Here is a 22,523-nt window from a genome sequence, read left to right on the forward strand (position 1 = left end):
TTAAAACAAGTCAACACTTGAAACTTGTTCTTCTTTAAATCTAACAACTCTATCTCTACCACTATTTTTAGCTTCATATAAAGCAATATCAGCATTTTTAATAATATTTTCAAATGATGTTGAATCTTCAGGATACATTGAAAGACCTATACTAACAGTTTTCTTCAATTTATTACCTGCGTAAACATCTATTTCATTTTCTCTTACTTTGTCACCAATCTTTTTAGCAACACTCATTGCAGCTTCATCTGAGTTTACACCCATTAATAAAATCATAAACTCTTCACCACCATATCTGATGATAATATCAGATTCTCTAACTGTTTCATTTAAAATTCGTGCAAGTTCTTTAAGTACTTTATCTCCAATATCATGACCATACTCATCATTAACAGCTTTAAAGTGATCCATATCAAGCATAAGTAATGCAACATTTGTTCCATCTCTTTTAATTTGTGGTAACATTTTTTTAGTATATTCTTCTAAGAATTTTCTATTATATAGTCCAGTTAATCCATCTGTAAATGCAGATTCTTGTAAAGCATTCATTAAAAGTTTAACTTCAATAGAAGGAACTGATTCTTTTAAATAACTTTTTATGAATACAGTTTTTTCTTTTAATTCTTCAAGTTCTTCCTGTGTATCACAAACGCAGTTAATAATTAAATATAGATTTTGTGTAATATCTACATTAAAGCAGTAGTATAATTTGTCACTATCAAAAAGAGGACAAGTATTATGAAACTGTACTGACATAACATCACTTTTTGTTCTAGCTGCTCTACAAGCTTCTGGATTAGTTTTTAAAGTTTCTTCACAATATAATGATTTTCCACACTGTTTCATTGTAGTCATCTTATATTTTTTCATATCAATTTCCACAAAACTAAAGTTTTTCAATTTAAACTTGTTTTGTAGTACTTCTGCTAATCTATCATAAATCTCTTCTTTAGTGTTATCTAATTCAATCTGCTTTTTAAACTGATAAAGGTTTGATAAATTATCAATAATCTCTTTTGAGTCTTTAAGTGGGTTTCTATTTTTGTTTGAAGCTTTAAATCCAACAAAGCCTTGAAGTTTTTTATCAATATCAACAGCGGTATCTTTAAAAGATTGGATTAAATTATTATAATCTTCTGTAATGTTAATCATTTCAGCAGATAATCCAACAGGAGGAACTATCCCTTTAAATCTTCCATGTGTAGCTTGATTAATATTAATTTTGAACTTATCAAATAGTCTTAAATATGGACTAATTAATCTTCTACTAACTAAAATAAATAGAATAATTGTTGTTAAGATTAAAACAGTAATAACATATATAGATTCTATACCTATTTCTTTTATAGTACTAATATCTAGTACAATTGAAACTGCACCTAAAGTTGTACCTTGATCTACTTGATGACACTTTAAACAATCTATTCCTTTTTCTGCAACTGCATTATATGGAATAGTAACCCTAACAGTAGTACTTGTTATCTCTTCATCAATTTGATATTGCATTCTTCCTGTTGAAAGTGCTTTTTTATCAAAATCATCCCTTGGAGGATTTTTTAAGTGAGAAGAAGGAAACTGCTCATTAACAAATTTACTTCTTACAAGCCATAGCTGTTCTACATTTTTAATATTTGACGCAGAATTTATAAATGTATTAACATCTTTCATATTACCATTAATCATATGTGCAGTTAATCCACTTTTTACAACTTCTGAAATAGATTGGGCATTATGAATAGCTGATTTGATTCCAGTTTTTCTTAGATTATAAAGACTAAATATAGAAATAGTAACTGAAAGCATAATAATCATAACTATTGTATAAAGTGTAATATTTTTTCTCATTGCGTACCTTTTATTAAGGTAGCTATTCTATAAAAAATAGGCTTAATGTATTAAAAAAATATAAGAAAAAAGACATAAATGTTAAAGTTTATTTTTGGTTAATAATTTATAATGATTTTTATTATATTCTAAAAAGATCTTTAGGATTTACATGCATTTCATTTTTTGTAGCTTGGAAAGTTAAAGTATTATTAACTCTTCCTACAACATACCCCTTTTTTATCCATCTACCTACTTTTAAAGATGGTGAAATCTGATCTAAATGAGAGTAAATAGTATGTAAACCATTTCTATGCTGAACAATTACAACATTTTCAAGCATACCTGCATTTTTTTTAGCATATACAATTTTACCATTGAAGATTGATTTAACTTTTGCTTGAGGTTTTTTAGTTTTTAAAACAATAGATTCATTAAATAGTTGTATCTTATATACTGGGTCAAAATATGTTCCAAAATTTTTAACAACTTGGAAAGAGTCAAGTGGAGCAATTGTTTTTCTTCCTCTATATTTTGAAATCTTAATTCCTGAAGTTGAAGAACCAATCATTCTAACATCAATATCAAGGTTTTTTGCATAGCTATTGTTTCTATCTTCATCACTAACTTCATATTTACTAGAACTCTTTTTTGCTTGTCTTCTCTTCTTTTGTGCAGCAAGTCTTTTTGCTTTTGCAATTGCTGCTCTTCTTTGTTTTTCTATCTCTTCTTTTTTAAGAATATTTAGTTTTCCAAGAAGTTGTTTTAAAGAGTCTTGTTTTTGAACAGTTTTTTTAAGTTCCTCTTGATATTCTGTATGTTTTTTTTCTAATGATACCAAAGATTTTGAATGAGTTCTTTTTAAAATACTTAACTCTTTTTTCTTCTTGATTCTATCTGCAATATAAGTACTAATCTTATCTATTTTTCTTTTATTTTCTTTTCTATTTTGAGTCAAAAGTTCATAATTATTGTTTATTTTTATAATTTCATCTTTAGAGTTTTGTGAAAGTAAAGTATAAACTTCTGAGTCAATTAGTTCCTCAAGGCTACTTTCTCCTGCAAGCTTTAAAGCTATTGAAGAAGAAAACTCATTTATTATAGTATTAACAATTTTTTCTTCACTATCTTTTTTTTCTTTTATTAAATCACTTGAGTCTTTTTGTAAAGTTTTTAAAGCTTCTTTTGCAGCAACAAGTTGACTTTGGTGTTTTTTTATATCATCATTAATAATAGTAATAGCTTTTTCTAATCTACTTAATTCTTTGTTTTGATTATTAATTTGTTTTGCAAGAATCTTTATTTGTAAATCTTTTTGTTCTTGGACTTTTTTATTTTTTTGTAAAATTAATTTATTGTTTTGGATTTTTTTATCAATACTATTAGTGGATGCTCCAAATAAAGTGATTGATACTAAAAATAGTAAAGCTAATCTTTTAATCATATTTTATTTTATACTTTAATAATACACCAATAATTGTTAGTATTGAAATACCAAATGATAATAGAAAAATTTTAGATAATGACTCATTTAACGGAAGAGTAACTTGTACAATATTTTCTAAATCATTAGGTAATAATACACCAATATTATCAACTAAATAAATAAACATTCCAGATACTATAAAAAATGAAATGAAGGAACTAATAATTGCATACTTTAAAATTGTTGATGAACTATATAAAATAGATGCCCCATGAAGTTTTAAAATAGTAATTTTTTCATGATGTTCATAAAACCAAATTCTAATTTGCTTTGATATCATAATAATTGCAAAGATAGTTATTATAGTAAAGAGTATAAAAGATATTTGACTAAGTAAAAGCATTAGTAAATATATACTATTGTGATTTTTCGAGAAAATTTCTACTTTCCTAACATTTTTATTTGCATACAACTTATCTTTTATTGTTTGAAGCTGAGTTGTTGTAGGAAATGTTTCTAAATTTATTTTATAAAAGTGTGGTAATTTCTTTCTTAATAAATCTATTGAAGAATTTGATAAATCAGATTTAATATTATCAATTATTGATTTTTTCTCTAAAGTTATAATCTTTTCTACATTTATTCCTGCTAATTCGGTAATATCTTCTTTTATTAAAGGCGTATTTGTAATTACTACAATAGAATAATCATTTGCAATTTTTATTTTATAATTATCTAAAATATTAGATGCAAATAAATATATAATAAAAGATATTAGCATAGCAGTTAATGGAACAACAAAAGCAAATGTATTTTTAAGAAACTTCATAAATTATCCCATCTTCAATAGATAACTGTCTAAATCTAATACCAAAGTTTTTTGGAACTCTATGTGTTACAACAACTACTGTGATACCTAATTGTTCATTTGCACCTTTTAAAAGATTCCATACAACTTCTGCTGAGTAATCATCAAGGTTACCTGTTGGTTCATCAGCTATGATTATTTTAGGGTTGTGTGCAAGAGCCCTAGCAACTGCAACTCTTTGTTGTTCACCACCACTTAGTTCATTTGGATAATATCCTGCTCTGTGTGATAGTTTTACATGGTTTAAAAGTTTTGTTGCTTGTTCCCTTGAAATATCATTTGAATAACCATTGATTTTAAGAGGAATCATAATATTCTCTTCAATAGTCCACTCTTCTATTAATTTATAATCTTGGAAAATAATACCAATATCTTTTCTAAGACTTCTTAGGGATTTTCCCTTTATTCCAAAAACATTTTGTCCTGCAATTCTTAGTTCTCCATGTTTTAGTGGAATTTCTCCATAAAATGATTTTAGTAAAGTAGATTTTCCACTACCACTTGTTCCACCAATAAATATAAACTCTTTTTCTCTTATTGAAAAGTTACCTTTTTTAATAACATACTTGTTTTCATCATAAGAAAGATATATATTTTTGGCTTGTATCATTATTTTAATATCTCTTTTATTTTATTGTGTGCTTTTATATTAGAACTTGTTGGAAGAGGAAGATCTTGAAAATATGAAGCTTTTCCCTCTCTTACAATAATATATTTGCTTAAAGGTCTATCAAAATTACCAAAGGTAACTTGAATAAGTCCAGAATTAGTTTCATCTTCTATAACGAATATATCTTCAACATGAACAAAGTAGTCTTTTTCAACTAAAGTTTTAGTAGGAATACTTTTTATAGTCTCTTCAAAGTTTACTTCTTCTTCAAAGTTAAAATCAAAGTCGTGATTTATTTCTTTATCTTCTTGTTCACATAATAAAACTACATCATAAATATGTTTACCTTGTTTCTTCCATCTATCTTCATATTTACTCGATACAGGTAAGTCTTTATTTATATCTATAGTAATTTTACCCTTTGGCAGATTCGTAAGTAACTCCGTACAGTAGTCAAAATACTTTCTACTATCTGTTCTTAATTCTAAAGTACCATTTACTTTTAATACTCTTAATGCTTCATTGATAAAATCACTTGAATAAACTCTTCTATGTGGTTTTTTATCCCAAGGAACAGGAAAGTGAACAAAAATTCTGCCAACTTTATTTGATTTGATAAATTCCATAAAAAGTCTTGCATCATAGTTTACAACTAAAATATTAGTTAACTCTTGAATTTTTACTTGTTTTAAAAGTTGTTCAATAGAAGGTGTATGAATCTCTAAACCTATAAACTGAACATCAGGATTCTCTTTTGCTTGGTGTAAAAGATGTCTTCCACTACCAAAACCAATCTCAATTTGAATCTCTTTTTCTGTATCAAAATCATTTAAAAAATAGTTAATATCTTTTAAATAATCTTGTGTAGGTTCAATTTTTTGATTTATATTTTGAGTATTTGCAAATAAAATTTCTGATTCAGTAATCTTTGCATAAGAGTTTAAAGAATCTTTGATTAGTTGTACAGGACTTACTCTTGTAACTTTATCTGGTTTTAAAAGTAAGTTGTCATCTTTTTGTCTTAGAGTTAATAAAAACTCTTTATTATCTCTTGTTGTTGAAATTTTATACTCTGTTTTTCTTGGGCTTTGTGTAAAATTATATGACTTTGCAATAAAATTAAAGCTAGTATCATCTATTGAAGATGGTACCTTTAATTTTTTGTTTGTTTTATTAAATACTATATGAGGCATTTATTTAGTTCATCTCCACTAACTTAGGTAAAATAAGCTCTGTTTCTTTTGTTATTTCAGAGTGAATCCCATTTTTGTCAACTGCTTGAATAGCATAGCTATACTGCACACCTCTTACAATATCTTTATCTTCAAATCTAAGTGCGGTAATATCTTGATATTTAATAGTCTTATCTTTGAAAAAACCTTCTTTTATAGTTTTATAAACAGTATATGAAACTGCTCTATCATCACCTGGTTGCCAATTTAAAATAGCTTTTGCCCCTTGAATTTGTGCAAGAGTCATTACAGGTTTTCTTAGTTTATTTAAAGTAACACCCATTACAGAGTTAACATTTAAATTACTTTCTAGACCATCTTTATCTACTGAACTTACTTTATAAAAATATACTTTTCCATCTTCATTAACGAAATCTTCATAATTTAAAGTTTCGGCATTAACTGTTTTTATAACATCAAAACCACTTTGATCATCTGTACTTCTATAGATATTATATTTAACTACATCAGCAGATTTTGAAGGTTCCCATTTTAAACTGATTTTTCTAGGTAAGTCAGTTGTAGCTTTTAAACTTAAAATTCCTTCGGGTAAAGGTTTTGTTTGAGCTTTTACTAAATCACTTGGCATAGTTTCTAAACCATCAAATGTTTTACCAATAACTCTATAGTGATAAACAACATTGTCTTCTAAGTCTAAATCAATATACTCAGCTTGTAATCTTCCATCTAAAGTTTCAATCTCTTCCCACTTGCTAGTTGCAGGAGTTTTTCTTTGAATTTCATAACTTTCGATTCTTTCACTACTATGTGGTCTCCAAACAATTTTAATTTGTCTTGGAAGATTTGAAATAGCTTGAATAAAACTTACTCCTTCCATTAGTGGAAGTGTTGAAACTACATAGTCATTAGTAGTTTTTGATTCAAATTCTGTAGCAGTAGCAGAAGAAATTTTATAAACATATTTTGTACTAGGTTCCACATCTTCATCTACATAATGTGTTGTGTATCTATTTTCAACTGTATCAATTAGTTTTAATTTTGCACCATCTTTTTGTAAATTTGCTCTATAAAAATGATATCCTGTAACTCTAGGGTCATCAACTTTTCTCCACTCAAAAGCAATTGCATTGATATCTGGAAGAGTTCTAATAGAAGCAGAATCAACTACTTCAAGAGTTTCATTAATTTTTGGTTTTGTAGTATCGAAGTTTTTTAAACTACATCCACTAAGTAGTAAAATTAAAGCACTTAACGATGTTAGTTTCATCAATTTTGTCATTTACAATCTCCATATTAAAATTGTTTGTTAAAAAGTCATGCATGTCATTTGAAAGTTTTGCAGTAAAACTCATTTTTTCTTTTGTAATTGGATGAATTAAGTAAAGATTGTATGCATGCAAATAAAATCTATTTATTTTATTTAATTCGCCCTTAAATCCATATAAATTATCACCTAGGATATGCCTATTCATAGTACTTAAGTGTACTCTTATTTGATGAGTTCTACCTGTGAAAAGTTTACATGCTATTAAATCATATTTATCATTATTTGAAGTGCATAGTTTACAAAAAGCAGATTTTGCATTTTTACCATTTTGTTCAATTGACATTTTAAGTCTATTATTTGGGTTTCTAGCAATTGGTTTTTCAATTATAATATTATCTTTTAAGGGTAAATCAATTATTGCTAAATAGTATCTTCCCATACTTTTATCTTCAAGTTGTTTTGAAAGCCCAGTATGAGCTTCATTTGTTTTAGCAATAACCATTACACCGCTAGTTCCTTTATCTAGTCTATGAACAATACCATGTCTTTCTTCACCACTTATTGTAGAAAGAGAAAAGTTATTTAGTTTTAACCAGTCAACTAAAGTTGCATCTTTTACACTTGGTGCATCATGAACTGTAAGGTTATAAGGTTTGTTTACAACTAAAATATAATCATCTTCATAAATTATTTCAATATTTTTATCTTTTAAAGACTCTTTTATGAAACCTTCATCTTTTACTGGATTTATTTGGGCATCTGGAAAGTGAACTTCTACTTTTTGTTCTAACTTTAATTTTAAACCTCTTTTTGTACAAGTTTTACCATCAACTTTTACATATTCTTTATTTATTAGTTGTTCTATCTGATTTCTTGATGCATCAATTTTAGAACTTAAAAATTTATCTAATCTATTTGTCTCTTGAACAATAAAATTTTTATCCATATTTGGGTACTCTTTCACTATGCGTTTATTTGATAAAAGAATTATTTCACATTTTGATTATTTAATAGTTATATTTGTATTGCCTTTAATATTGTTATCATACAATCTTATAAGTGAAACAAACCGTATATTAGCGAATAAACAATTAATTTATTTTACAATCTCATTAATTGTTTTTTTTATAGTATTTATCTTACCAATTAGAAGAAATATTAGACTTATTCCTATTTTGTATTGGCTTGGTATATTTTTGCTACTTGCAGTTGAGTTTTTTGGTGTTACTAAATTAGGTGCTAAAAGATGGCTTAGTTTACCTTTAATAAATATGACAATTCAACCAAGTGAACTATTTAAGCCTGTATTTATTCTTATGCTTGGACACTTAATTCACAATAAGCCACCAGAAGATAGAGGATACAATTTAAAAGATTTTATATATTTCTCTTTTTATATTTTTCTTCCTTTTATTTTAATTGCAAAAGAGCCTGATTTAGGTACGGCATTAGTTTTACTTCTTGTTGGTTATGGGATTTTATTTATAGTAGGAGTTAATTGGAAAATTTGGGCTACTATTTTTGTAACAATAGCTTTAGCTTCTCCTTTTATCTATACAAATTTGATTAAAGATTATCAGAAAAAAAGAATTAAAGATTTTCTTTCTGAAAAACCTAGTTATCAAGTTCAACAATCTATTATTGCAATTGGAAATGGTGGTTTAGTTGGGAAAGAAGCCCAAGAAGCTACACAAACACAATTAAAGTTTTTACCTATTGCAACAAGTGATTTTATTTTTGCATATTTTGTAGAAAGATATGGCTTTCTAGGTGCTATAGGACTTATATTTATTTATGGTTTACTAATTTATCATTTATTGTCTTTTAATTACTACTTTCATGATGATTATGTAATTCGTTCCTTTGCCTCCGGACTTGGACTTCTTATATTTTTAAATATGAGTATTAATATTTTGATGGTTATTGGTTATGCCCCTGTAGTTGGACTTCCTTTACCTCTGTTTTCATATGGAGGAAGTTCTTTTATTAACTTTATTGTACTTTTTGCAATATTAGAAAATTTATTAGCATTTAGGTATATGGATATGTATAATTTTGAAAGGCGATTATAAAATGGAAGCACAAAGTTCTACTTTTATTGGATTTGAAGACTCTTTTGAAGAATCAAAAGCAGTTTTATTTGGAGTTCCTTTTGATGGAACAACTTCTTTTAAACCAGGAACAAGATTTGCACCAAGTGCAATGAGAGAAGACTCTTGGGGATTAGAGAGTTTTAGTCCGTATCAAAATAAAGATTTAGAAGATTTAAAACTTTTTGATTATGGAAATTTAGAAGTTCCCTTTGGGGATAAAAAAACTGCTTTAAGAATGATTCAAGAAATGACACAAGAAATCATTGATGCAGGGAAAATCCCAATTATGATTGGTGGAGAACATTTAGTATCACTTGGACCTGTAAAAGCACTATCAAAAAAGTATGAAGATTTACATATTATTCATTTTGATGCACACACTGATTTAAGAAATGACTATTTAGGTGAAGCTTTAAGTCATGCAACAGTTTTAAGAAGAATTTATGATCAAGTTGGTGATGGAAGATTAAATCAGTTTTGTATTAGAAGTGGTCTAAAAGAAGAGTTTGAATGGGCAAAAGAACACTCTCATTTAGAAAAATTTACATATAACACACTAGAAGAAAGAGTTGAACTTTTAGTTGATAAACCTGTGTATATCACTATTGATTTAGATGTTTTAGACCCTTCAGTATTTCCAGGAACAGGAACACCAGAACCAGGTGGAATTGATTTTCATGACATGATGAAGATTATTTCTATTTTATCAAGACTTGAAAATGTAGTAGGGCTTGATGTAGTTGAACTTAGTCCTAAGTTTGATGCAAGTGGTGTTTCAACTGCTGTGGCATGTAAGACTTTAAGAGAGTTAGTCCTTGCAACTATAAAATAATTTAGAATAAAGAGAGTTGACCAAGGTTACTTTGTTCAACTTTTTTTATACAAGAGCTTTCATCAAATAAAACTTTGTTTACATTTGATGTTACTTCATAAATCTCAAGCTTTTCGTTTGGATAAATATTAAATAAAGAGTTTACCTCTTTTAAGTTTTCACTGTAAAGCCAAGTTTGAAACTCTTTTTTCTCTAATACTACAGGCATACGGTGATGAATTTCTCCTAACTTTTCATTGGCATCACAAGTTATTAATGCAACAGTTACTATTTTCATGTTTAACTCAATATCAAAATATTCATCCCAAATACCTGCTAGGGCTAAATAGTCATTTTTTATATCTTTTACAAAGTAGGGTGTTTTTTCTTTATCTTCTATTTTCCATTCATAAAAACCATTTATAGGGATAATACATCTTCTAAATCTAAATGAATCTCTAAATGTTTGCTTTTCAAAGATAGATTCGCTTCTTGCATTTATATTCATTGCTTTTTTATCTTTTGCCCAAGAAGGTAAATATCCAAAATGAGAATATAAATAGTTTCCATTATTTAAAAGCGCAGGTATAGGCAGTGTTGGAGGGAGGTTATATCTTGGATTCAAAGTTTGAATCATATCGTTTTTTATTAGATGAGAAGCATCTTTTTTAAAAGATTTGTCGTTGAAAATAGCTAAACGACCAGGCATAGGTAGTATTAAAGTAAAAGAAAAATTTCTTTTACTTATTGTCTTTAATTATTTGTCTTATCTCTTCTAATAACTCAACAGAAGCATCAATCTCAGCTTTTCTAATAGCTACACTTTCTATGTTGCAGCCAACTGGAATACCTCTTTTTTTACCATATATAAATAAATCTTCAAAGATATCTCTTGAAAGTTTTACTGAATCATGTAAAATATCACCAGACTCTTTTAAATCCTCTTCTAAATAGTTTGGAATATTGATTCCTAACCACTTCATAAAATCAAGGGTTTTAGCACTACCACAAGGAGTTAGGGTAAAAATAATTGGCACAGGTTCAATATTGTTTTCTTTTGCGTATTTTGCATAGTCTGTTAAAAATGTTTTTGCAGCATGTAGATCATAAACACACTGAGTAATAAAATACTCACAAGAACTATTTTGCTTAGAAAATACTCTTAAATGTTCATCATGTTTTTTCATATGTCTTTCTGGAATTGCAATTCCACCAAGACAAAGATTATTATTAACTTCTTTTTTTATATTGTATGCTTCTTTTAAAGTGATATTTGTTTGTTGCTCATGACTTGCTGCTCCAACAAATACAGAGTGTACTTGAGTTGCTTTTGTACTTTCAAGCCAAGTTGCAAACTGCTTTGCAGTATAATTACCAACTGCTCTATAAACAATTCTTGGAGTTTTAAGTTCTTGTAAATAGTTTTTAGAGTATTCACAAGGATTAATTGTTTTGATAAAAGGAAAAGGTCTTTTTTCATCAGTTCTATCTGACTCATCTTGAATATCATATAAAACTAAACCATCTACATTTAGTTTTGAAATTCTTTCAACATGCTTTTTAGCAATCTCTTTTATCTCTTCTTGGGTATGTTTTACTTTTGGAGGTGTAATTCCGTATAATAATATTCCATTTTCTTTATTTCTAATCTTATCTGTAAGCATTGAAAACCTTAATTTTTATAATAATAATTGTAAATTTTTCGTATTATACATTAATACAACTTGTAATAAACGTATATCTTTATTTTTGTAGGTGTTTTTGGTCTTGGATAATCTTTATATGCATACTCAATTGTTTCTTTGGTATTTTCATCTAAACTTGAATACCCTGAAGAGTTAGTAATTCTTAGATTAGATATATCCCCATTTGGGTGAAGAGTAAATTCAACTATATTCATCCCTTGTTGCCTTGTTCTGACTGCAATATGTGGGTATCTTAAATACTTTTGTGTAATTCTTCCTATATCTTTTAGATTTTTTTGTAAAAATACTTTTTGCACCTTTGTAAAAGAGTTATACTCTTCTCCATAAAGATTGATATAGCTTTTTGTAATATCATCAAGTAATTCTTTATCTAATGGAACAGGTTCTGCTAATAGAAAGTTTTCTAGTGATCTTTTCTCAATATCTTTTTCCCTTTGTGTTTTTTTAGGAATATCTTTTGTAAATGTAGGTTTTGCTTCAACTTTTGGAGTTGGTCTTTTCTGAATCTTTTTAGGTTTTTTTATTACATCTCTTTTAGGAATATTTTGTTTAGGTATTTTTACTTCTTTGTACTTTTTAGGTCTATCTTGTTTTTTAGGTTTTACTTTTTCTTGTTTTGGTTCAGTCTTCTTTTGAGGCTTCACTTTTGGTTGTAACTTTACAAAGTGTACAGAAGATTTATCAATTTTTTTTGAGCTCGATGGTTTGTCATACATCTGCTCTTTAGGTGATTCAATTTTAGTTAAAAATAAAAAGTGAAAAGTTATTGATAAAATAAACGCTAGTATAATAAGTTTCATAACGCAATTATAGTAGAATGTTGCTTTTAATTATAAAAAATAATGATAAATAGGATACATAATGTTTGAAAAATCAATTGAAGCTTATGAACAAGCTTGCCAAGTAATTCCAGGTGGTGTTGATTCACCAGTTAGAGCTTTTAAAAGTGTAGGAGGAACACCACCTTTTATTGAAAGAGGTGAGGGTGCTTATTTAGTAGATGTAGATGGTAATAAATACTTAGATTTTATTCAAAGTTGGGGACCACTAATATTCGGACATTGTGATGAAGATATTGAAGAATCAGTAATACAAACAGTTAAAAAAGGTCTTTCTTTTGGTGCGCCAACAGTTTTAGAAACTGAATTAGCAAGTGAAATTGTTGAAATGTACGATCATATTGATAAAGTAAGATTTGTAAACTCTGGAACAGAAGCTACTATGTCTGCTATTAGACTTGCTAGAGGTGTTACTGGTAAAAATGCAATTGTTAAGTTTGAAGGATGCTATCATGGGCATTCTGATTCTTTACTTGTTCAAGCAGGTTCTGGTTTAGCTTCTTTAGGAACTCCAAGTTCTCCAGGTGTACCAGCTGATTTTACTAAACATACTTTAGTTTGCGAATATAATAATATTGAAGATTTAAGAAAATGTTTTGAGGAATCAAATGATATCTCTTGTATTATAATGGAGCCAATTGCTGGAAATATGGGATTAGTTCCTGCTTCAGCAGAGTTTTTAAAAGAGTGTAGAGAATTATGTGATAAAAATGGGGCATTACTTATTTTAGATGAAGTAATGACAGGGTTTAGAACTTCTTTAACAGGTGCACATGGTCTAATTGATGTTAAAGGTGACATTATTACTTTTGGTAAAGTAATTGGTGCAGGTATGCCAGTTGGTGCTTTTGCTGCAAATAAAGAAATTATGGGACATTTAAGTCCAGATGGTGCAGTTTATCAAGCAGGAACTTTAAGTGGTAACCCAGTTGCAATGGCAGCAGGACTTACAAGTTTAAGAAAATTAAAATCAATTCCAAATCTACATACTGAATTAAATAGAAAAGCAGTTAAATTAGTAACTGGTTTTAAAGAAGTAGCTACAAAAAACAATATTCCTCTTCAAGTTGACACAAGAGGAAGTATGTTTGGATTCTTTTTTGCAGAAAAAATGCCTACAAACTTTAAAGAAGTAAGTGCACTTTGTGATTTTGAAAGATTCGGTAAGTTTCACCATGAGATGATCAAAAAAGGTTTCTATTTTGCTTGCTCTCAATATGAAGCTGGATTTATTTCAACAGTTATGTCTGACTCTATGATTGATGAGTGTATTGCAGCAGCTGATGAAGTTATGCAGAACCTATAAAAAAGGAAAATATAAATATGTCAACTTTTAAAAATGTTGAATTAACAAAAAAAGCAAATATCTACTTTGACGGAAATGTTACAAGTAGATCTTTTGTTGATGAAAATGGTGAAGAAAAATCTTTAGGAATTATGATGCCTGGAGAATATACATTTGGTACTAATCAAGCAGAACTAATGGAAATTACTGAAGGTGAAGTAGAAGTAAAATTAAAGGACTCTGATACTTGGAATACTTATACAGCGAATACTTCTTTTGATGTACCAGCAAATTCAAGTTTTGATATCAAAGTTAAAACAATAACTGATTATTGTTGTTCTTATATAAAATAGGGAATATAAATGGAAAATAAAAAAACAGAAGAAACACCTAAACACCAAGATAAACTAAGAGCTTTAGATAACTTATCTTTAGGTATTTCAATTGTAGCAGCTGTTGCAATTGGTTTTGGTATAGGATATGGCTTAAAAGCTTGGACTGGTTATGCTTGGACTTTATGGTTAGGTCTTTTCTGGGGTATTGCTGCTGCTGGATTAAATATCTATAAAGCCTATAGAAGAGCTCAAAAAGAGTTTGAAGGGCTTGAAAATGACCCAAGATATGCTCATAGAGCAAAGTATGGCGACAAATCTGACTTTGATGACGACGAATAAATATATATTTGATTTTGCAAAAGTATTTTTAATACTTGATGCAAGTTTAGTACTATACTCTTTCATTTTTCAAAATGCAATTTGGGCTTTAAATACTCAAGTTGCATTTTTAGGTTCTTTATTTGTCACACTTGCTTCTTTTTTAGCATATAGAAGAAATGTTAATAATAGATTATCAACACTTGAAAAAAAAAGTGAGCATAAATCTTTAGAAGATAGAGATAAAATAGATGAAATAGATGATCCTTATGATTTATATTCTGAATATGAAGAGATTCCCGAAGAGGAATTAACAACTGAAAAAATCAAAGAGATAATCAAAGATGAAAAATCAAAAGTTAAAAGACACTCTATAAAAAACACTTTTACTTCAGCAAGTAGTTTTGTATCTATTTATAGAATACTTGGATATGGTTCTTTAGTTTTTGGTTTTTTTGCATTAAATAATAATGGTATTTTTCTAGCAGTTCCATTTTTAATTGGTTTAAGTGTTGTTCCTTTTGGAACATTACTTTCAAAACTTGTTTTTAAAAAGAAGTTAGAAGAGTAAAAGTTTCTAGACCTTACTTTGTTATTAAAGGAAGGTCAATAGAAACTTTGTCTTGTAGTTTTGTTACTATAAATGAAGCATTTTCATCTTCATAATTAAATGAATCTAAGTCTATACTATTACTAGAACTTAGTTCCACACTTATAATCGAGTATTTCTTTCCATCAATTTTAATATATTCACCAATTTTTAAAATTACAGATGTAGTTACTATTTCACTTTTATCAAATGCATCATATATAAGATTAAGGGTTTTTATAAACTCTTTTGCATTGATTTTAAATTCAGGAATAGAAGGGTCATAATTTTTTATAAACTTACTAGCTGATTTTATTTTTTTACTTGAAATAGCTAAATCTACAAGTGTAAAGATATTTGTAATGTTAGTATTTTTAGTAGTTAATTGTGAATCTTTTTTTACCATAGCACTTTTATAAAGTTTCATATGGATTTCATCTTCATTATCATACTTAACAGTAATAGCATAAAAAGTGTAGTTTTCTATACTTAAATCAATATATGTAGTTTCTACACCAAAAGTTTTAGGTGCATATTTTAAAGTTAAATCAAAAAGCTCTTTTTGTTTAATTCTATTAAACAAAAATTGAGCTTCATGATTAGAAAACAGAAGTTTTCCACTTGAGGAAAAGGAAATAACTGGATTTAAATCTAGTTCAACCCATTCTTCAAAAAAATTCATTATATTAGCTTTCTACGTAGTTTTTAAGGTTTTTACCAACTTTTGGATGCTTAAGCTTTTTAATAGCACTTGATTCAATCTGTCTAACTCTTTCTCTTGTTACAGAAAGCTCTTTTCCAATCTCTTCTAGTGTTCTATCACTTGCATCTTCCATAAGTCCAAATCTCATTCTAACAACTGCTTGTTCTCTTTCATTCAGTTGAGCTAATATTTGATCAATTTGACCTTGTAAGTCATCTTTCATAATATTATCAATTGGAGTTGGAGCTTTTTCATCAGGCACGAAGTCCCCAAATTTACCATCATCATCAGATCCAATAGGAGCTTCAAGTGATACAGGTTCTTTAGTGATTTTAATTACTTGTTTAACTTTATCAACAGGTAATCCTACTTCTTTTGAGATTTCTTCTACATCCGGCTCTTTACCATTTTCTTGAATACCTTTTCTAATGATTTTATTAATTCTATTAATAGTTTCAATCATATGAATTGGAATTCTAATAGTTCTAGCTTGGTCTGCAATTGCTCTTGAAATTGCTTGTCTAATCCACCAAGTTGCATAAGTAGAGAATTTATAACCTTTTTTATACTCAAACTTATCAACGGCTTTCATAAGACCAATATTTCCTTCTTGGATTAAGTCTAAGAAAGGTAAACCTCTATTTGTATATCTTTTTGCAATAGATACAACAAGTCTAAGGTTTGATTTTGCCATTCTAGTTTTAGCTTGGTCAGTAATCTTTTTACCTCTTTTGATTTGTTCTAATACATCCACAAGTTCTTCTGGCTCTAAATCAAATCCACCTTTAGATGCTTCTGCTGTTTGGAACAGTTTTTTGATTTCCATATACGTAGAAACCATAGTTGCTTCAGGAACCATAGAAGTAATTTGAACTTTAGATAAGTTGATAATATTATCTAAAATCTTTTGGTGATTTTTTAATAAAATATCATTAAATAAAGGTAATTTATATTCTAATTTTTTTAGTTCAGTTTCAAAACCAGTATCTGATTTAAGTGCTGTTTCCATTGCTTTAACAATTTCAGAAATAAGTTTAGAAGTAGGTCCTAAATCAGTAAGAGCATCTTTTACAACTCTCTTTTTAAATGCTGCAGCAAGATTAAATTGCATTTGATCTTGTTCATCATCAGATTTTGCTTCTTCTTTAGTTTGGAATTTAAGCCAATCTTTTTTTGCTTTTTCTAAAATTTTAAAGGCTGCAATAATAGTTTCAGCTCTTTTATCAAGTTTTTTATTTTTCTTTGATGATTTCTCATCTTCACTTATTTCTTCTTCTACATCATCAGAATCTTCATTTTCAGAAGAGTCATCAGAATCTTCATCATCAAAGTTTCTAAATAGCTCTTTTACTTTTCTTTCTCTATTTACTAAAGGCTCTTTATACTCTAAAATAAAATCAATTAAGTATGGTACATAACAGATTGCATCAAGAATGATATCTTCACCCATTTCAATTTTTTTAGAAATTTCAATCTCTTCTTCTTTTGTAAGAAGTGGAATTTGACCCATTTCTCTTAAATACATTCTAACCGGTGAATCTGATCTTGACCACTCTAAAAGCTCTTTGTTTTTAAGTAAGTCGAAAACATCTTCATCGTTTTCTCTCATTTTATTTCTTAGGTCTTCTTTCTTTTTTGCCTCTTCAGCGTTCATTCTTTTTGCTTGTTCTTGTGAACTAATAAGTGTTACGTTATATAGTTGTATAAAAGCTAAAAGTTTTTTTACGTTTGCAGCTGAAGGAGCTTTTGGAAAGATTTTAATAAGTTTTTCGTATGTAAGAACAGAATCTTTGTATTCTTTTACTGTCTGTTCAATCTCTTTATTTAAATCTTTTGCGCTCATAAATGGAAATTCCTCATTTGTTTTTAAAGATAAGGCATATATTATACCGAAAATATTTGAAATTACCTTTAATTTTATTTATTTAATCTATTATTTTTTAATTTTTGGATAAAATGATTGACTTTATAAAAATATCCAAGAAGTTTTGAAATAAAAATTTAAGGTAAATAAGGAAGTTTAAGATGAGTAAAATAACGGGAAAAGTTTGGAATTTTGGGGCAAATATTGATACAGATGTTATCATTGCTGCTAGATATTTAAATAGCTCTGATCCAGAACATTTAGCTAAATATGTAATGGAAGATGCAGATCCTGATTTTCCAAAAAAATTACAAAAAGGCGATATCATTGTTGCTGGAGAAAACTTTGGTTGTGGTTCTTCAAGAGAACATGCACCAATCGCTTTAAAAGCAGCTGGAGTTGCAGCAGTTGTTGCTCCATCATTTGCAAGAATTTTTTACAGAAATGCATTTAATATGGGATTACCAATTTTTGAACTACCTGAATCATTAGAGATTAAAGAGGGTGAAGAGATTTCAATTGACCTAGATGCAGGTGAAATTACAAATAACACTACAAATAAAACATATAAATTTATACCAATTCCAGAGTTTATGCAAAAGCTAATCTCTACTGGTGGTTTAATCAATTTCGCAAAAGCTGAAATGGGAGTTGAAAAATAATGAAAAAGTATAATATTTCAATTATTAAAGGTGATGGTATTGGTCCAGAGATTGTAGATGAAGCTATTAAAGTTTTAGATGCAGTTTCATATTCTTGTGGTTTCTCTTTAGAATATAAAGAGTATTTAATGGGTGGTATTGCTATTGATGTTACAGGTGATCCATTACCAGAAGAGACTGTTACAGGAGTACTAAACTCAGATGCTTGTTTATTTGGAGCAATTGGTGGAGAAAAATGGGACAACTTACCAAGAGATAAAAGACCAGAAACTGGACTTTTAAAGTTTAGAGAAGCTATGGAAGTTTATGCAAACTTAAGACCAGCAATTATCTATGATGAGTTAGTAAATGCTTCAACACTTAAACCTGAGGTTATTGAAGGTGTTGATATTATGATTGTAAGAGAACTTATTGGTGGAATTTATTTTGGTCAACCAAGAGAAAATGATGGTTTTAAAGCATTTAATACTATGGTTTATACTAAACCAGAAATTGAAAGAATTGGTAAAACTGCCTTTGAGCTTGCAATGAAAAGGGATAAAAGAGTTTGTTCTGTTGATAAAGCAAATGTTCTTGAAGTTTCTCAATTATGGAGAGATACTATGGAAGAAATAGCAAAAGATTATCCAGAAGTGGAACTTAGTCATATGTATGTTGACAATGCTGCAATGCAACTTGTAAGAAATCCAAAACAGTTTGATGTAATTGTAACTGGAAATATTTTTGGAGATATTTTATCTGATACAGCTTCTATGGTTGTTGGTTCTATTGGATTATTACCATCAGCTTCAACTGGAGATAAAACAGCAATTTATGAGCCGATTCATGGTTCTGCTCCTGATATTGCAGGACAAGGAATTGCAAACCCAATCGCAACAATTGAATCTGCTGGAATGATGTTAAGATACTCTTTAGGAGAAATCGAAGCAGCAGACAAAATTGATGCAGCAATTAAAAAAGCATTAAAAGATGGATATAGAACAGGTGATTTAGCTGCATATGATGCAAAAGAAGTTGTTTCTACTGCTGAAATGGGTGATGTTATTGCAAACAACATAAAATAACTTTAGGAGTTTATGGTTATGTCTAAAAAGTATAGATTAGTTACAAGAAGTGATATGGATGGTTTAGTGTGTGGAACACTAATGAAATACCTAGGTATTATAGATGAAATAACTTTTGTTCACCCAAAAGATATGCAAGATGGAAAAATTGAAATAACGCAAAACGATATTACAACAAACTTACCATATGTAGATGGTGTTTACCTAGCATTTGATCACCATTTTTCAGAAACACTAAGAAATGAAAAAAGAGATAACCATATAATTGAAGCTGATGCACCAAGTGCTGCTGAAGTTGTATATCAATATTATGGAGGAGATGAAAAGTTTCCTTCAACTTTTAGACCTATGATGGATGCAGCAAACAAAGCAGACAGTGCTAGCTTTACAAAAGAAGATATTCTTAATCCACAAGGTTGGGAGCTATTAAGTTTCTTAATGGATTCAAGAACTGGTCTTGGAAGATTTAGAGAATTTACTGTTTCAAACTATCAACTGATGATGGATTTAATTGACTATTGTAAAGACCATACAATTGAAGATATATTAAAACTATCAGATGTAAAAGAGAGAGTTGATTTATACTTCAAATATGAAAAAGAGTTTGAAGAACAACTAAAAAGATGTACTACAATAAAAGCTAATCTTGCAATTATTGATTATAGAAGTGAAGAGATTATTTATCCTGGAAATAGATTTTTAGTATATGCTTTACATCCAGAAATTAATATATCTATGCATGTTGTATGGGGAAGAGAAAAACAAAATGTAGTATTTTCTCCTGGTAAATCAATTATTAATAAAACTTCAAAAACAAATGTTGGTGAGTTAATGCTTAAATATGGTGGCGGAGGTCACAAAGCTGCTGGTGGTTGTCAAATTGACCACGATAAGGCAGAACAAGTATTAGAAGAGTTAATTACTCAAATCAACGCTGACGGTTAATCTTTTAACTGTTTAAATAAATAGGATAAAATCCTATTTATTTGTTTGTTTCACTTTCATTATCTAATAAATCATCATGTTCATCCATATCCCAAGGAAGTGTAGCTGGTGTAGTATGAATAAATCTTAAATATCTTTCAAACTGAGTAATAATATCATTGATAATTGTATGCTCCTCATAACCATATAAATCATAATGTAATGCTCCTCTTTTTAAGAAGGCTTCGGCATTATAATAGTATTTTTGCTTTTTATTTGCATCTTCTAAGTGAGCAAACTCTGGTATTTCGTATTCTCTTAATCTTACTTCATATGTAAACCTAATATTGTCATCTTTATAAATAGTAATAATAGATCTTACATACTCCTCATCATATTCAATGTCACAATCCCATTCTGATTGGCTAAGCTCTTTCTTTAACTTCTTCATGCTGTTTAGAACATCTTTTTTTATAAAGTTCACAACAACACCTTTTTTAGGGAAATTAATTAGCTCTTTAAGTCTTCCTTTCCAAAAATCCTCATTATCAATACTTGGATGTTGGAAATTCATATTTACATTATGTTGTAAACTATCTTCTCTGTGGTCTTCAATAATTAAAGCTCTCCACATTCCAATAGCTGCAATTATCATAATAATAGCAAATGGCAAGGCACTTACAATAGAAGCTGTTTGCAAGGCTCCTAATCCACCTGCAACAAGAAGAATAGATGCAACTAAACCTTCTAAAATTACCCAAAATGATCTTTGCCAAATAGGAGTATGAATTACTCCACCTGAAGCTAAAGAATCAATTACAAGTGAACCTGAGTCAGAAGAAGTTACAAAGAACGTAATAATTAAAAATACAGCAATAAAAGATAAAACATCAGTTAAAGGCAGTCTTTCAAAAAGTTTGAATAGTGCAATGGCTTTATCATTTTGTACTTCTGTTATTAGTGAATCATACCCTTGAACCATAACCATATGTAAAGCTGTATCACCAAAAACTGAGAACCAAAGGAATGTAAAAATTGTAGGTACTAACATAACTCCAACAACAAATTGTCTTATTGTTCTACCTTTACTGATTTTTGCAATAAACAGACCTACAAAAGGAGCCCATGCAATTGTCCAACCAAAAATAAATAGAGTCCAGTTTCCAATCCAATCATTTGAAATATATGCTTGTAAGCTAAAAGTTCTTTCTACAATATTACTTAAGTAACTACCTGTATTTTCTAAAAAAGTATTTAAAATAAATATTGTAGGACCAACAATAAATACAAAAGTCATTAAAGCAATAGCTAGATATATATTTAATAAAGATAATCTTTTTACCCCTTTATCCATACCTGCAAGTACTGAAAAAAGTGCCATGGCAGTAATAACAACAATTGCAATAATTTGATTAAATATACTTACTTCAATGCTAGGCCACAAATAGTTTAATCCTGCATTTATTTGTGAAACAGATAAACCTAAAGTTGTAGCAATACCAAATAGTGTACCTAAAATAGCAAAGGTATCAACAGTATGTCCTGCTGGACCATGTATTTTTTCTCCAATAAGTGGATAAAGTGTTGATCTCATAGATAATGGTAAACCATGTCTAAATGCAAAATATGCAAGTGATAGACCAACTAAACCATAAATAGCCCAAATATGGAATCCCCAGTGAAAATATGCAATTTGCATTGCTTGTTTAGCAGCTGCAATTGTTTGTGCTGCACCTTCTGGTGGTTCTGCATAGTGTAAAATGGGTTCTGCAACACCAAAGAAAAGTAAGGCTATACCATAACCTGCTGAAAATAACATTGCAAACCAAGAGGAAAAACTATATTCAGGTTCTGAGTGATCAGGACCTAATTTTATATTACCCCAAGGAGACAAGGCAATACATACAATAAATATTAAAAATAAAGCAACAGCTAACATATAGAACCAACCAAAATCATTAGTTATATATTTTAACGTTACAGAAAATACTTCTCCCATAAGTTTAGGGTCACTAATTGTTCCAACAACTAATAGAAATATAACTATAACTGCTGGAACAAAAACTGGAAGAAGAACTGTCGAATTAGATTTTTTTAATTTTTCTAACACATATAATCCTTTCTTAAAAAAGAATTATATTA

Annotated in this window: 22 protein-coding genes; 9 read left to right on the forward strand and 13 right to left on the reverse strand. The window is 28.6% G+C overall.

What is annotated here, in order from left to right:
• The 7 genes from CRV01_RS05735 to CRV01_RS05765 form a co-directional block, all read right to left on the reverse strand.
• Positions 1 to 1,845: a GGDEF domain-containing protein gene (locus tag CRV01_RS05735; protein ID WP_129007272.1), complete on the reverse strand. Its 1,845-nt coding sequence runs from the start codon at positions 1,843 to 1,845 to the stop codon at positions 1 to 3.
• 121 nt (positions 1,846 to 1,966) lie between these two features.
• Positions 1,967 to 3,268, reverse strand: coding sequence for a murein hydrolase activator EnvC (locus tag CRV01_RS05740; protein ID WP_129007273.1), 1,302 nt, complete (start codon positions 3,266 to 3,268; stop codon positions 1,967 to 1,969).
• A complete protein-coding gene (locus tag CRV01_RS05745; protein WP_129007274.1) occupies positions 3,261 to 4,079 on the reverse strand; it encodes a cell division protein FtsX in 819 nt (272 codons plus the stop codon). Before CRV01_RS05745 ends, CRV01_RS05740 begins: the two co-directional genes overlap by 8 nt.
• On the reverse strand, positions 4,066 to 4,728 hold the full coding sequence (locus tag CRV01_RS05750; protein ID WP_129007275.1) for a cell division ATP-binding protein FtsE: 663 nt from the start codon (positions 4,726 to 4,728) through the stop codon (positions 4,066 to 4,068). Before CRV01_RS05750 ends, CRV01_RS05745 begins: the two co-directional genes overlap by 14 nt.
• Positions 4,728 to 5,921, reverse strand: a complete 1,194-nt coding sequence (trmB, locus tag CRV01_RS05755; protein ID WP_129007276.1) for a tRNA (guanosine(46)-N7)-methyltransferase TrmB — start codon at positions 5,919 to 5,921, stop codon at positions 4,728 to 4,730. Before trmB ends, CRV01_RS05750 begins: the two co-directional genes overlap by 1 nt.
• Before the next feature lie 4 nt (positions 5,922 to 5,925).
• Entirely contained in the window at positions 5,926 to 7,200 is a 1,275-nt protein-coding gene (locus CRV01_RS05760; RefSeq protein WP_129007277.1) for a fibronectin type III domain-containing protein, read from the reverse strand.
• On the reverse strand, positions 7,148 to 8,134 hold the full coding sequence (locus CRV01_RS05765) for an RluA family pseudouridine synthase (protein ID WP_129007278.1): 987 nt from the start codon (positions 8,132 to 8,134) through the stop codon (positions 7,148 to 7,150). The genes CRV01_RS05760 and CRV01_RS05765 overlap by 53 nt, the downstream gene beginning before the upstream one ends.
• Positions 8,135 to 8,153: 19 nt before the next feature.
• Here CRV01_RS05765 and CRV01_RS05770 point away from each other — a divergent pair, with 19 nt between their 5' ends.
• Positions 8,154 to 9,260, forward strand: coding sequence for an FtsW/RodA/SpoVE family cell cycle protein (locus CRV01_RS05770; protein WP_129007279.1), 1,107 nt, complete (start codon positions 8,154 to 8,156; stop codon positions 9,258 to 9,260).
• Position 9,261: 1 nt separating this feature from the next.
• Positions 9,262 to 10,113, forward strand: coding sequence for an agmatinase (gene speB / locus CRV01_RS05775; protein ID WP_129007280.1), 852 nt, complete (start codon positions 9,262 to 9,264; stop codon positions 10,111 to 10,113).
• A gap of 1 nt (position 10,114) precedes the next feature.
• On the opposite strand, the gene CRV01_RS05780 is transcribed toward speB, so the two are convergent.
• The 3 genes from CRV01_RS05780 to CRV01_RS05790 are packed head-to-tail and all read right to left on the reverse strand — an operon-like array spanning position 10,115 to position 12,598.
• Positions 10,115 to 10,801, reverse strand: coding sequence for an SOS response-associated peptidase (locus CRV01_RS05780; RefSeq protein ID WP_129007281.1), 687 nt, complete (start codon positions 10,799 to 10,801; stop codon positions 10,115 to 10,117).
• A gap of 31 nt (positions 10,802 to 10,832) precedes the next feature.
• Positions 10,833 to 11,756 carry a methylenetetrahydrofolate reductase gene (locus tag CRV01_RS05785; protein WP_129007282.1) on the reverse strand — a complete coding sequence of 308 codons (924 nt, stop codon included), beginning with the start codon at positions 11,754 to 11,756 and terminating at the stop codon, positions 10,833 to 10,835.
• A gap of 50 nt (positions 11,757 to 11,806) precedes the next feature.
• Positions 11,807 to 12,598, reverse strand: a complete 792-nt coding sequence (locus CRV01_RS05790; RefSeq protein WP_129007283.1) for an energy transducer TonB — start codon at positions 12,596 to 12,598, stop codon at positions 11,807 to 11,809.
• A 61-nt stretch (positions 12,599 to 12,659) separates the two neighbouring features.
• On the opposite strand from CRV01_RS05790, the gene hemL reads away from it, so the two are divergent.
• From hemL to CRV01_RS05810, 4 genes are read left to right on the forward strand one after another with little or no spacing between them, the layout of a single operon-like run.
• Complete coding sequence (gene hemL / locus CRV01_RS05795; protein WP_129007284.1) at positions 12,660 to 13,943, forward strand: glutamate-1-semialdehyde 2,1-aminomutase; 1,284 nt, start codon at positions 12,660 to 12,662, stop codon at positions 13,941 to 13,943.
• Positions 13,944 to 13,960: 17 nt separating this feature from the next.
• Entirely contained in the window at positions 13,961 to 14,275 is a 315-nt protein-coding gene (locus CRV01_RS05800; protein WP_129007285.1) for a pyrimidine/purine nucleoside phosphorylase, read from the forward strand.
• A gap of 9 nt (positions 14,276 to 14,284) precedes the next feature.
• Positions 14,285 to 14,596, forward strand: a complete 312-nt coding sequence (locus CRV01_RS05805) for an AtpZ/AtpI family protein (protein WP_129007286.1) — start codon at positions 14,285 to 14,287, stop codon at positions 14,594 to 14,596.
• Positions 14,562 to 15,146, forward strand: a complete 585-nt coding sequence (locus CRV01_RS05810) for a hypothetical protein (protein ID WP_258238325.1) — start codon at positions 14,562 to 14,564, stop codon at positions 15,144 to 15,146. The genes CRV01_RS05805 and CRV01_RS05810 overlap by 35 nt, the downstream gene beginning before the upstream one ends.
• A gap of 13 nt (positions 15,147 to 15,159) precedes the next feature.
• On the opposite strand, the gene CRV01_RS05815 is transcribed toward CRV01_RS05810, so the two are convergent.
• Both CRV01_RS05815 and rpoD read right to left on the reverse strand, forming a co-directional pair.
• Positions 15,160 to 15,846 carry a hypothetical protein gene (locus CRV01_RS05815; protein WP_129007287.1) on the reverse strand — a complete coding sequence of 229 codons (687 nt, stop codon included), beginning with the start codon at positions 15,844 to 15,846 and terminating at the stop codon, positions 15,160 to 15,162.
• A 4-nt stretch (positions 15,847 to 15,850) separates the two neighbouring features.
• Complete coding sequence (gene rpoD / locus CRV01_RS05820; protein ID WP_129007288.1) at positions 15,851 to 17,710, reverse strand: RNA polymerase sigma factor RpoD; 1,860 nt, start codon at positions 17,708 to 17,710, stop codon at positions 15,851 to 15,853.
• Between the two features lie 182 nt (positions 17,711 to 17,892).
• Between rpoD and CRV01_RS05825 the strand changes: the two genes are divergently transcribed.
• The 3 genes from CRV01_RS05825 to CRV01_RS05835 are packed head-to-tail and all read left to right on the forward strand — an operon-like array spanning position 17,893 to position 20,402.
• Complete coding sequence (locus CRV01_RS05825) at positions 17,893 to 18,393, forward strand: 3-isopropylmalate dehydratase small subunit (RefSeq protein WP_129007289.1); 501 nt, start codon at positions 17,893 to 17,895, stop codon at positions 18,391 to 18,393.
• Entirely contained in the window at positions 18,393 to 19,457 is a 1,065-nt protein-coding gene (leuB, locus tag CRV01_RS05830) for a 3-isopropylmalate dehydrogenase (RefSeq protein WP_129007290.1), read from the forward strand. The genes CRV01_RS05825 and leuB overlap by 1 nt, the downstream gene beginning before the upstream one ends.
• 18 nt (positions 19,458 to 19,475) lie before the next feature.
• Positions 19,476 to 20,402 (forward strand): DHHA1 domain-containing protein, encoded by a 927-nt coding sequence (locus CRV01_RS05835; RefSeq protein ID WP_258238326.1) that lies wholly within the window; start codon positions 19,476 to 19,478, stop codon positions 20,400 to 20,402.
• A gap of 37 nt (positions 20,403 to 20,439) precedes the next feature.
• On the opposite strand, the gene CRV01_RS05840 is transcribed toward CRV01_RS05835, so the two are convergent.
• Positions 20,440 to 22,491: a BCCT family transporter gene (locus tag CRV01_RS05840; protein WP_129007292.1), complete on the reverse strand. Its 2,052-nt coding sequence runs from the start codon at positions 22,489 to 22,491 to the stop codon at positions 20,440 to 20,442.
• Positions 22,492 to 22,523: the final 32 nt, after the last annotated feature.

This window comes from Arcobacter sp. CECT 8983 (genome assembly GCF_004118855.1).
Classification (GTDB): Bacteria; Campylobacterota; Campylobacteria; order Campylobacterales; family Arcobacteraceae; genus Halarcobacter.

Excerpts from the sequence above, each read along its gene's own strand:
- CRV01_RS05735 (WP_129007272.1), bottom strand. The coding sequence starts at position 1,845 with ATGAGAAAAAATATTACACTTTATACAATAGTTATGATTATTATGCTT.
- CRV01_RS05740 (WP_129007273.1), bottom strand. The coding sequence starts at position 3,268 with ATGATTAAAAGATTAGCTTTACTATTTTTAGTATCAATCACTTTATTT.
- CRV01_RS05745 (WP_129007274.1), bottom strand. The coding sequence starts at position 4,079 with ATGAAGTTTCTTAAAAATACATTTGCTTTTGTTGTTCCATTAACTGCT.
- CRV01_RS05750 (WP_129007275.1), bottom strand. The coding sequence starts at position 4,728 with ATGATACAAGCCAAAAATATATATCTTTCTTATGATGAAAACAAGTAT.
- trmB (WP_129007276.1), bottom strand. The coding sequence starts at position 5,921 with ATGCCTCATATAGTATTTAATAAAACAAACAAAAAATTAAAGGTACCA.
- CRV01_RS05760 (WP_129007277.1), bottom strand. The coding sequence starts at position 7,200 with ATGACAAAATTGATGAAACTAACATCGTTAAGTGCTTTAATTTTACTA.
- CRV01_RS05765 (WP_129007278.1), bottom strand. The coding sequence starts at position 8,134 with ATGGATAAAAATTTTATTGTTCAAGAGACAAATAGATTAGATAAATTT.
- CRV01_RS05770 (WP_129007279.1), top strand. The coding sequence starts at position 8,154 with ATGCGTTTATTTGATAAAAGAATTATTTCACATTTTGATTATTTAATA.
- speB (WP_129007280.1), top strand. The coding sequence starts at position 9,262 with ATGGAAGCACAAAGTTCTACTTTTATTGGATTTGAAGACTCTTTTGAA.
- CRV01_RS05780 (WP_129007281.1), bottom strand. The coding sequence starts at position 10,801 with ATGCCTGGTCGTTTAGCTATTTTCAACGACAAATCTTTTAAAAAAGAT.
- CRV01_RS05785 (WP_129007282.1), bottom strand. The coding sequence starts at position 11,756 with ATGCTTACAGATAAGATTAGAAATAAAGAAAATGGAATATTATTATAC.
- CRV01_RS05790 (WP_129007283.1), bottom strand. The coding sequence starts at position 12,598 with ATGAAACTTATTATACTAGCGTTTATTTTATCAATAACTTTTCACTTT.
- hemL (WP_129007284.1), top strand. The coding sequence starts at position 12,660 with ATGTTTGAAAAATCAATTGAAGCTTATGAACAAGCTTGCCAAGTAATT.
- CRV01_RS05800 (WP_129007285.1), top strand. The coding sequence starts at position 13,961 with ATGTCAACTTTTAAAAATGTTGAATTAACAAAAAAAGCAAATATCTAC.
- CRV01_RS05805 (WP_129007286.1), top strand. The coding sequence starts at position 14,285 with ATGGAAAATAAAAAAACAGAAGAAACACCTAAACACCAAGATAAACTA.
- CRV01_RS05810 (WP_258238325.1), top strand. The coding sequence starts at position 14,562 with ATGGCGACAAATCTGACTTTGATGACGACGAATAAATATATATTTGAT.
- CRV01_RS05815 (WP_129007287.1), bottom strand. The coding sequence starts at position 15,846 with ATGAATTTTTTTGAAGAATGGGTTGAACTAGATTTAAATCCAGTTATT.
- rpoD (WP_129007288.1), bottom strand. The coding sequence starts at position 17,710 with ATGAGCGCAAAAGATTTAAATAAAGAGATTGAACAGACAGTAAAAGAA.
- CRV01_RS05825 (WP_129007289.1), top strand. The coding sequence starts at position 17,893 with ATGAGTAAAATAACGGGAAAAGTTTGGAATTTTGGGGCAAATATTGAT.
- leuB (WP_129007290.1), top strand. The coding sequence starts at position 18,393 with ATGAAAAAGTATAATATTTCAATTATTAAAGGTGATGGTATTGGTCCA.
- CRV01_RS05835 (WP_258238326.1), top strand. The coding sequence starts at position 19,476 with ATGTCTAAAAAGTATAGATTAGTTACAAGAAGTGATATGGATGGTTTA.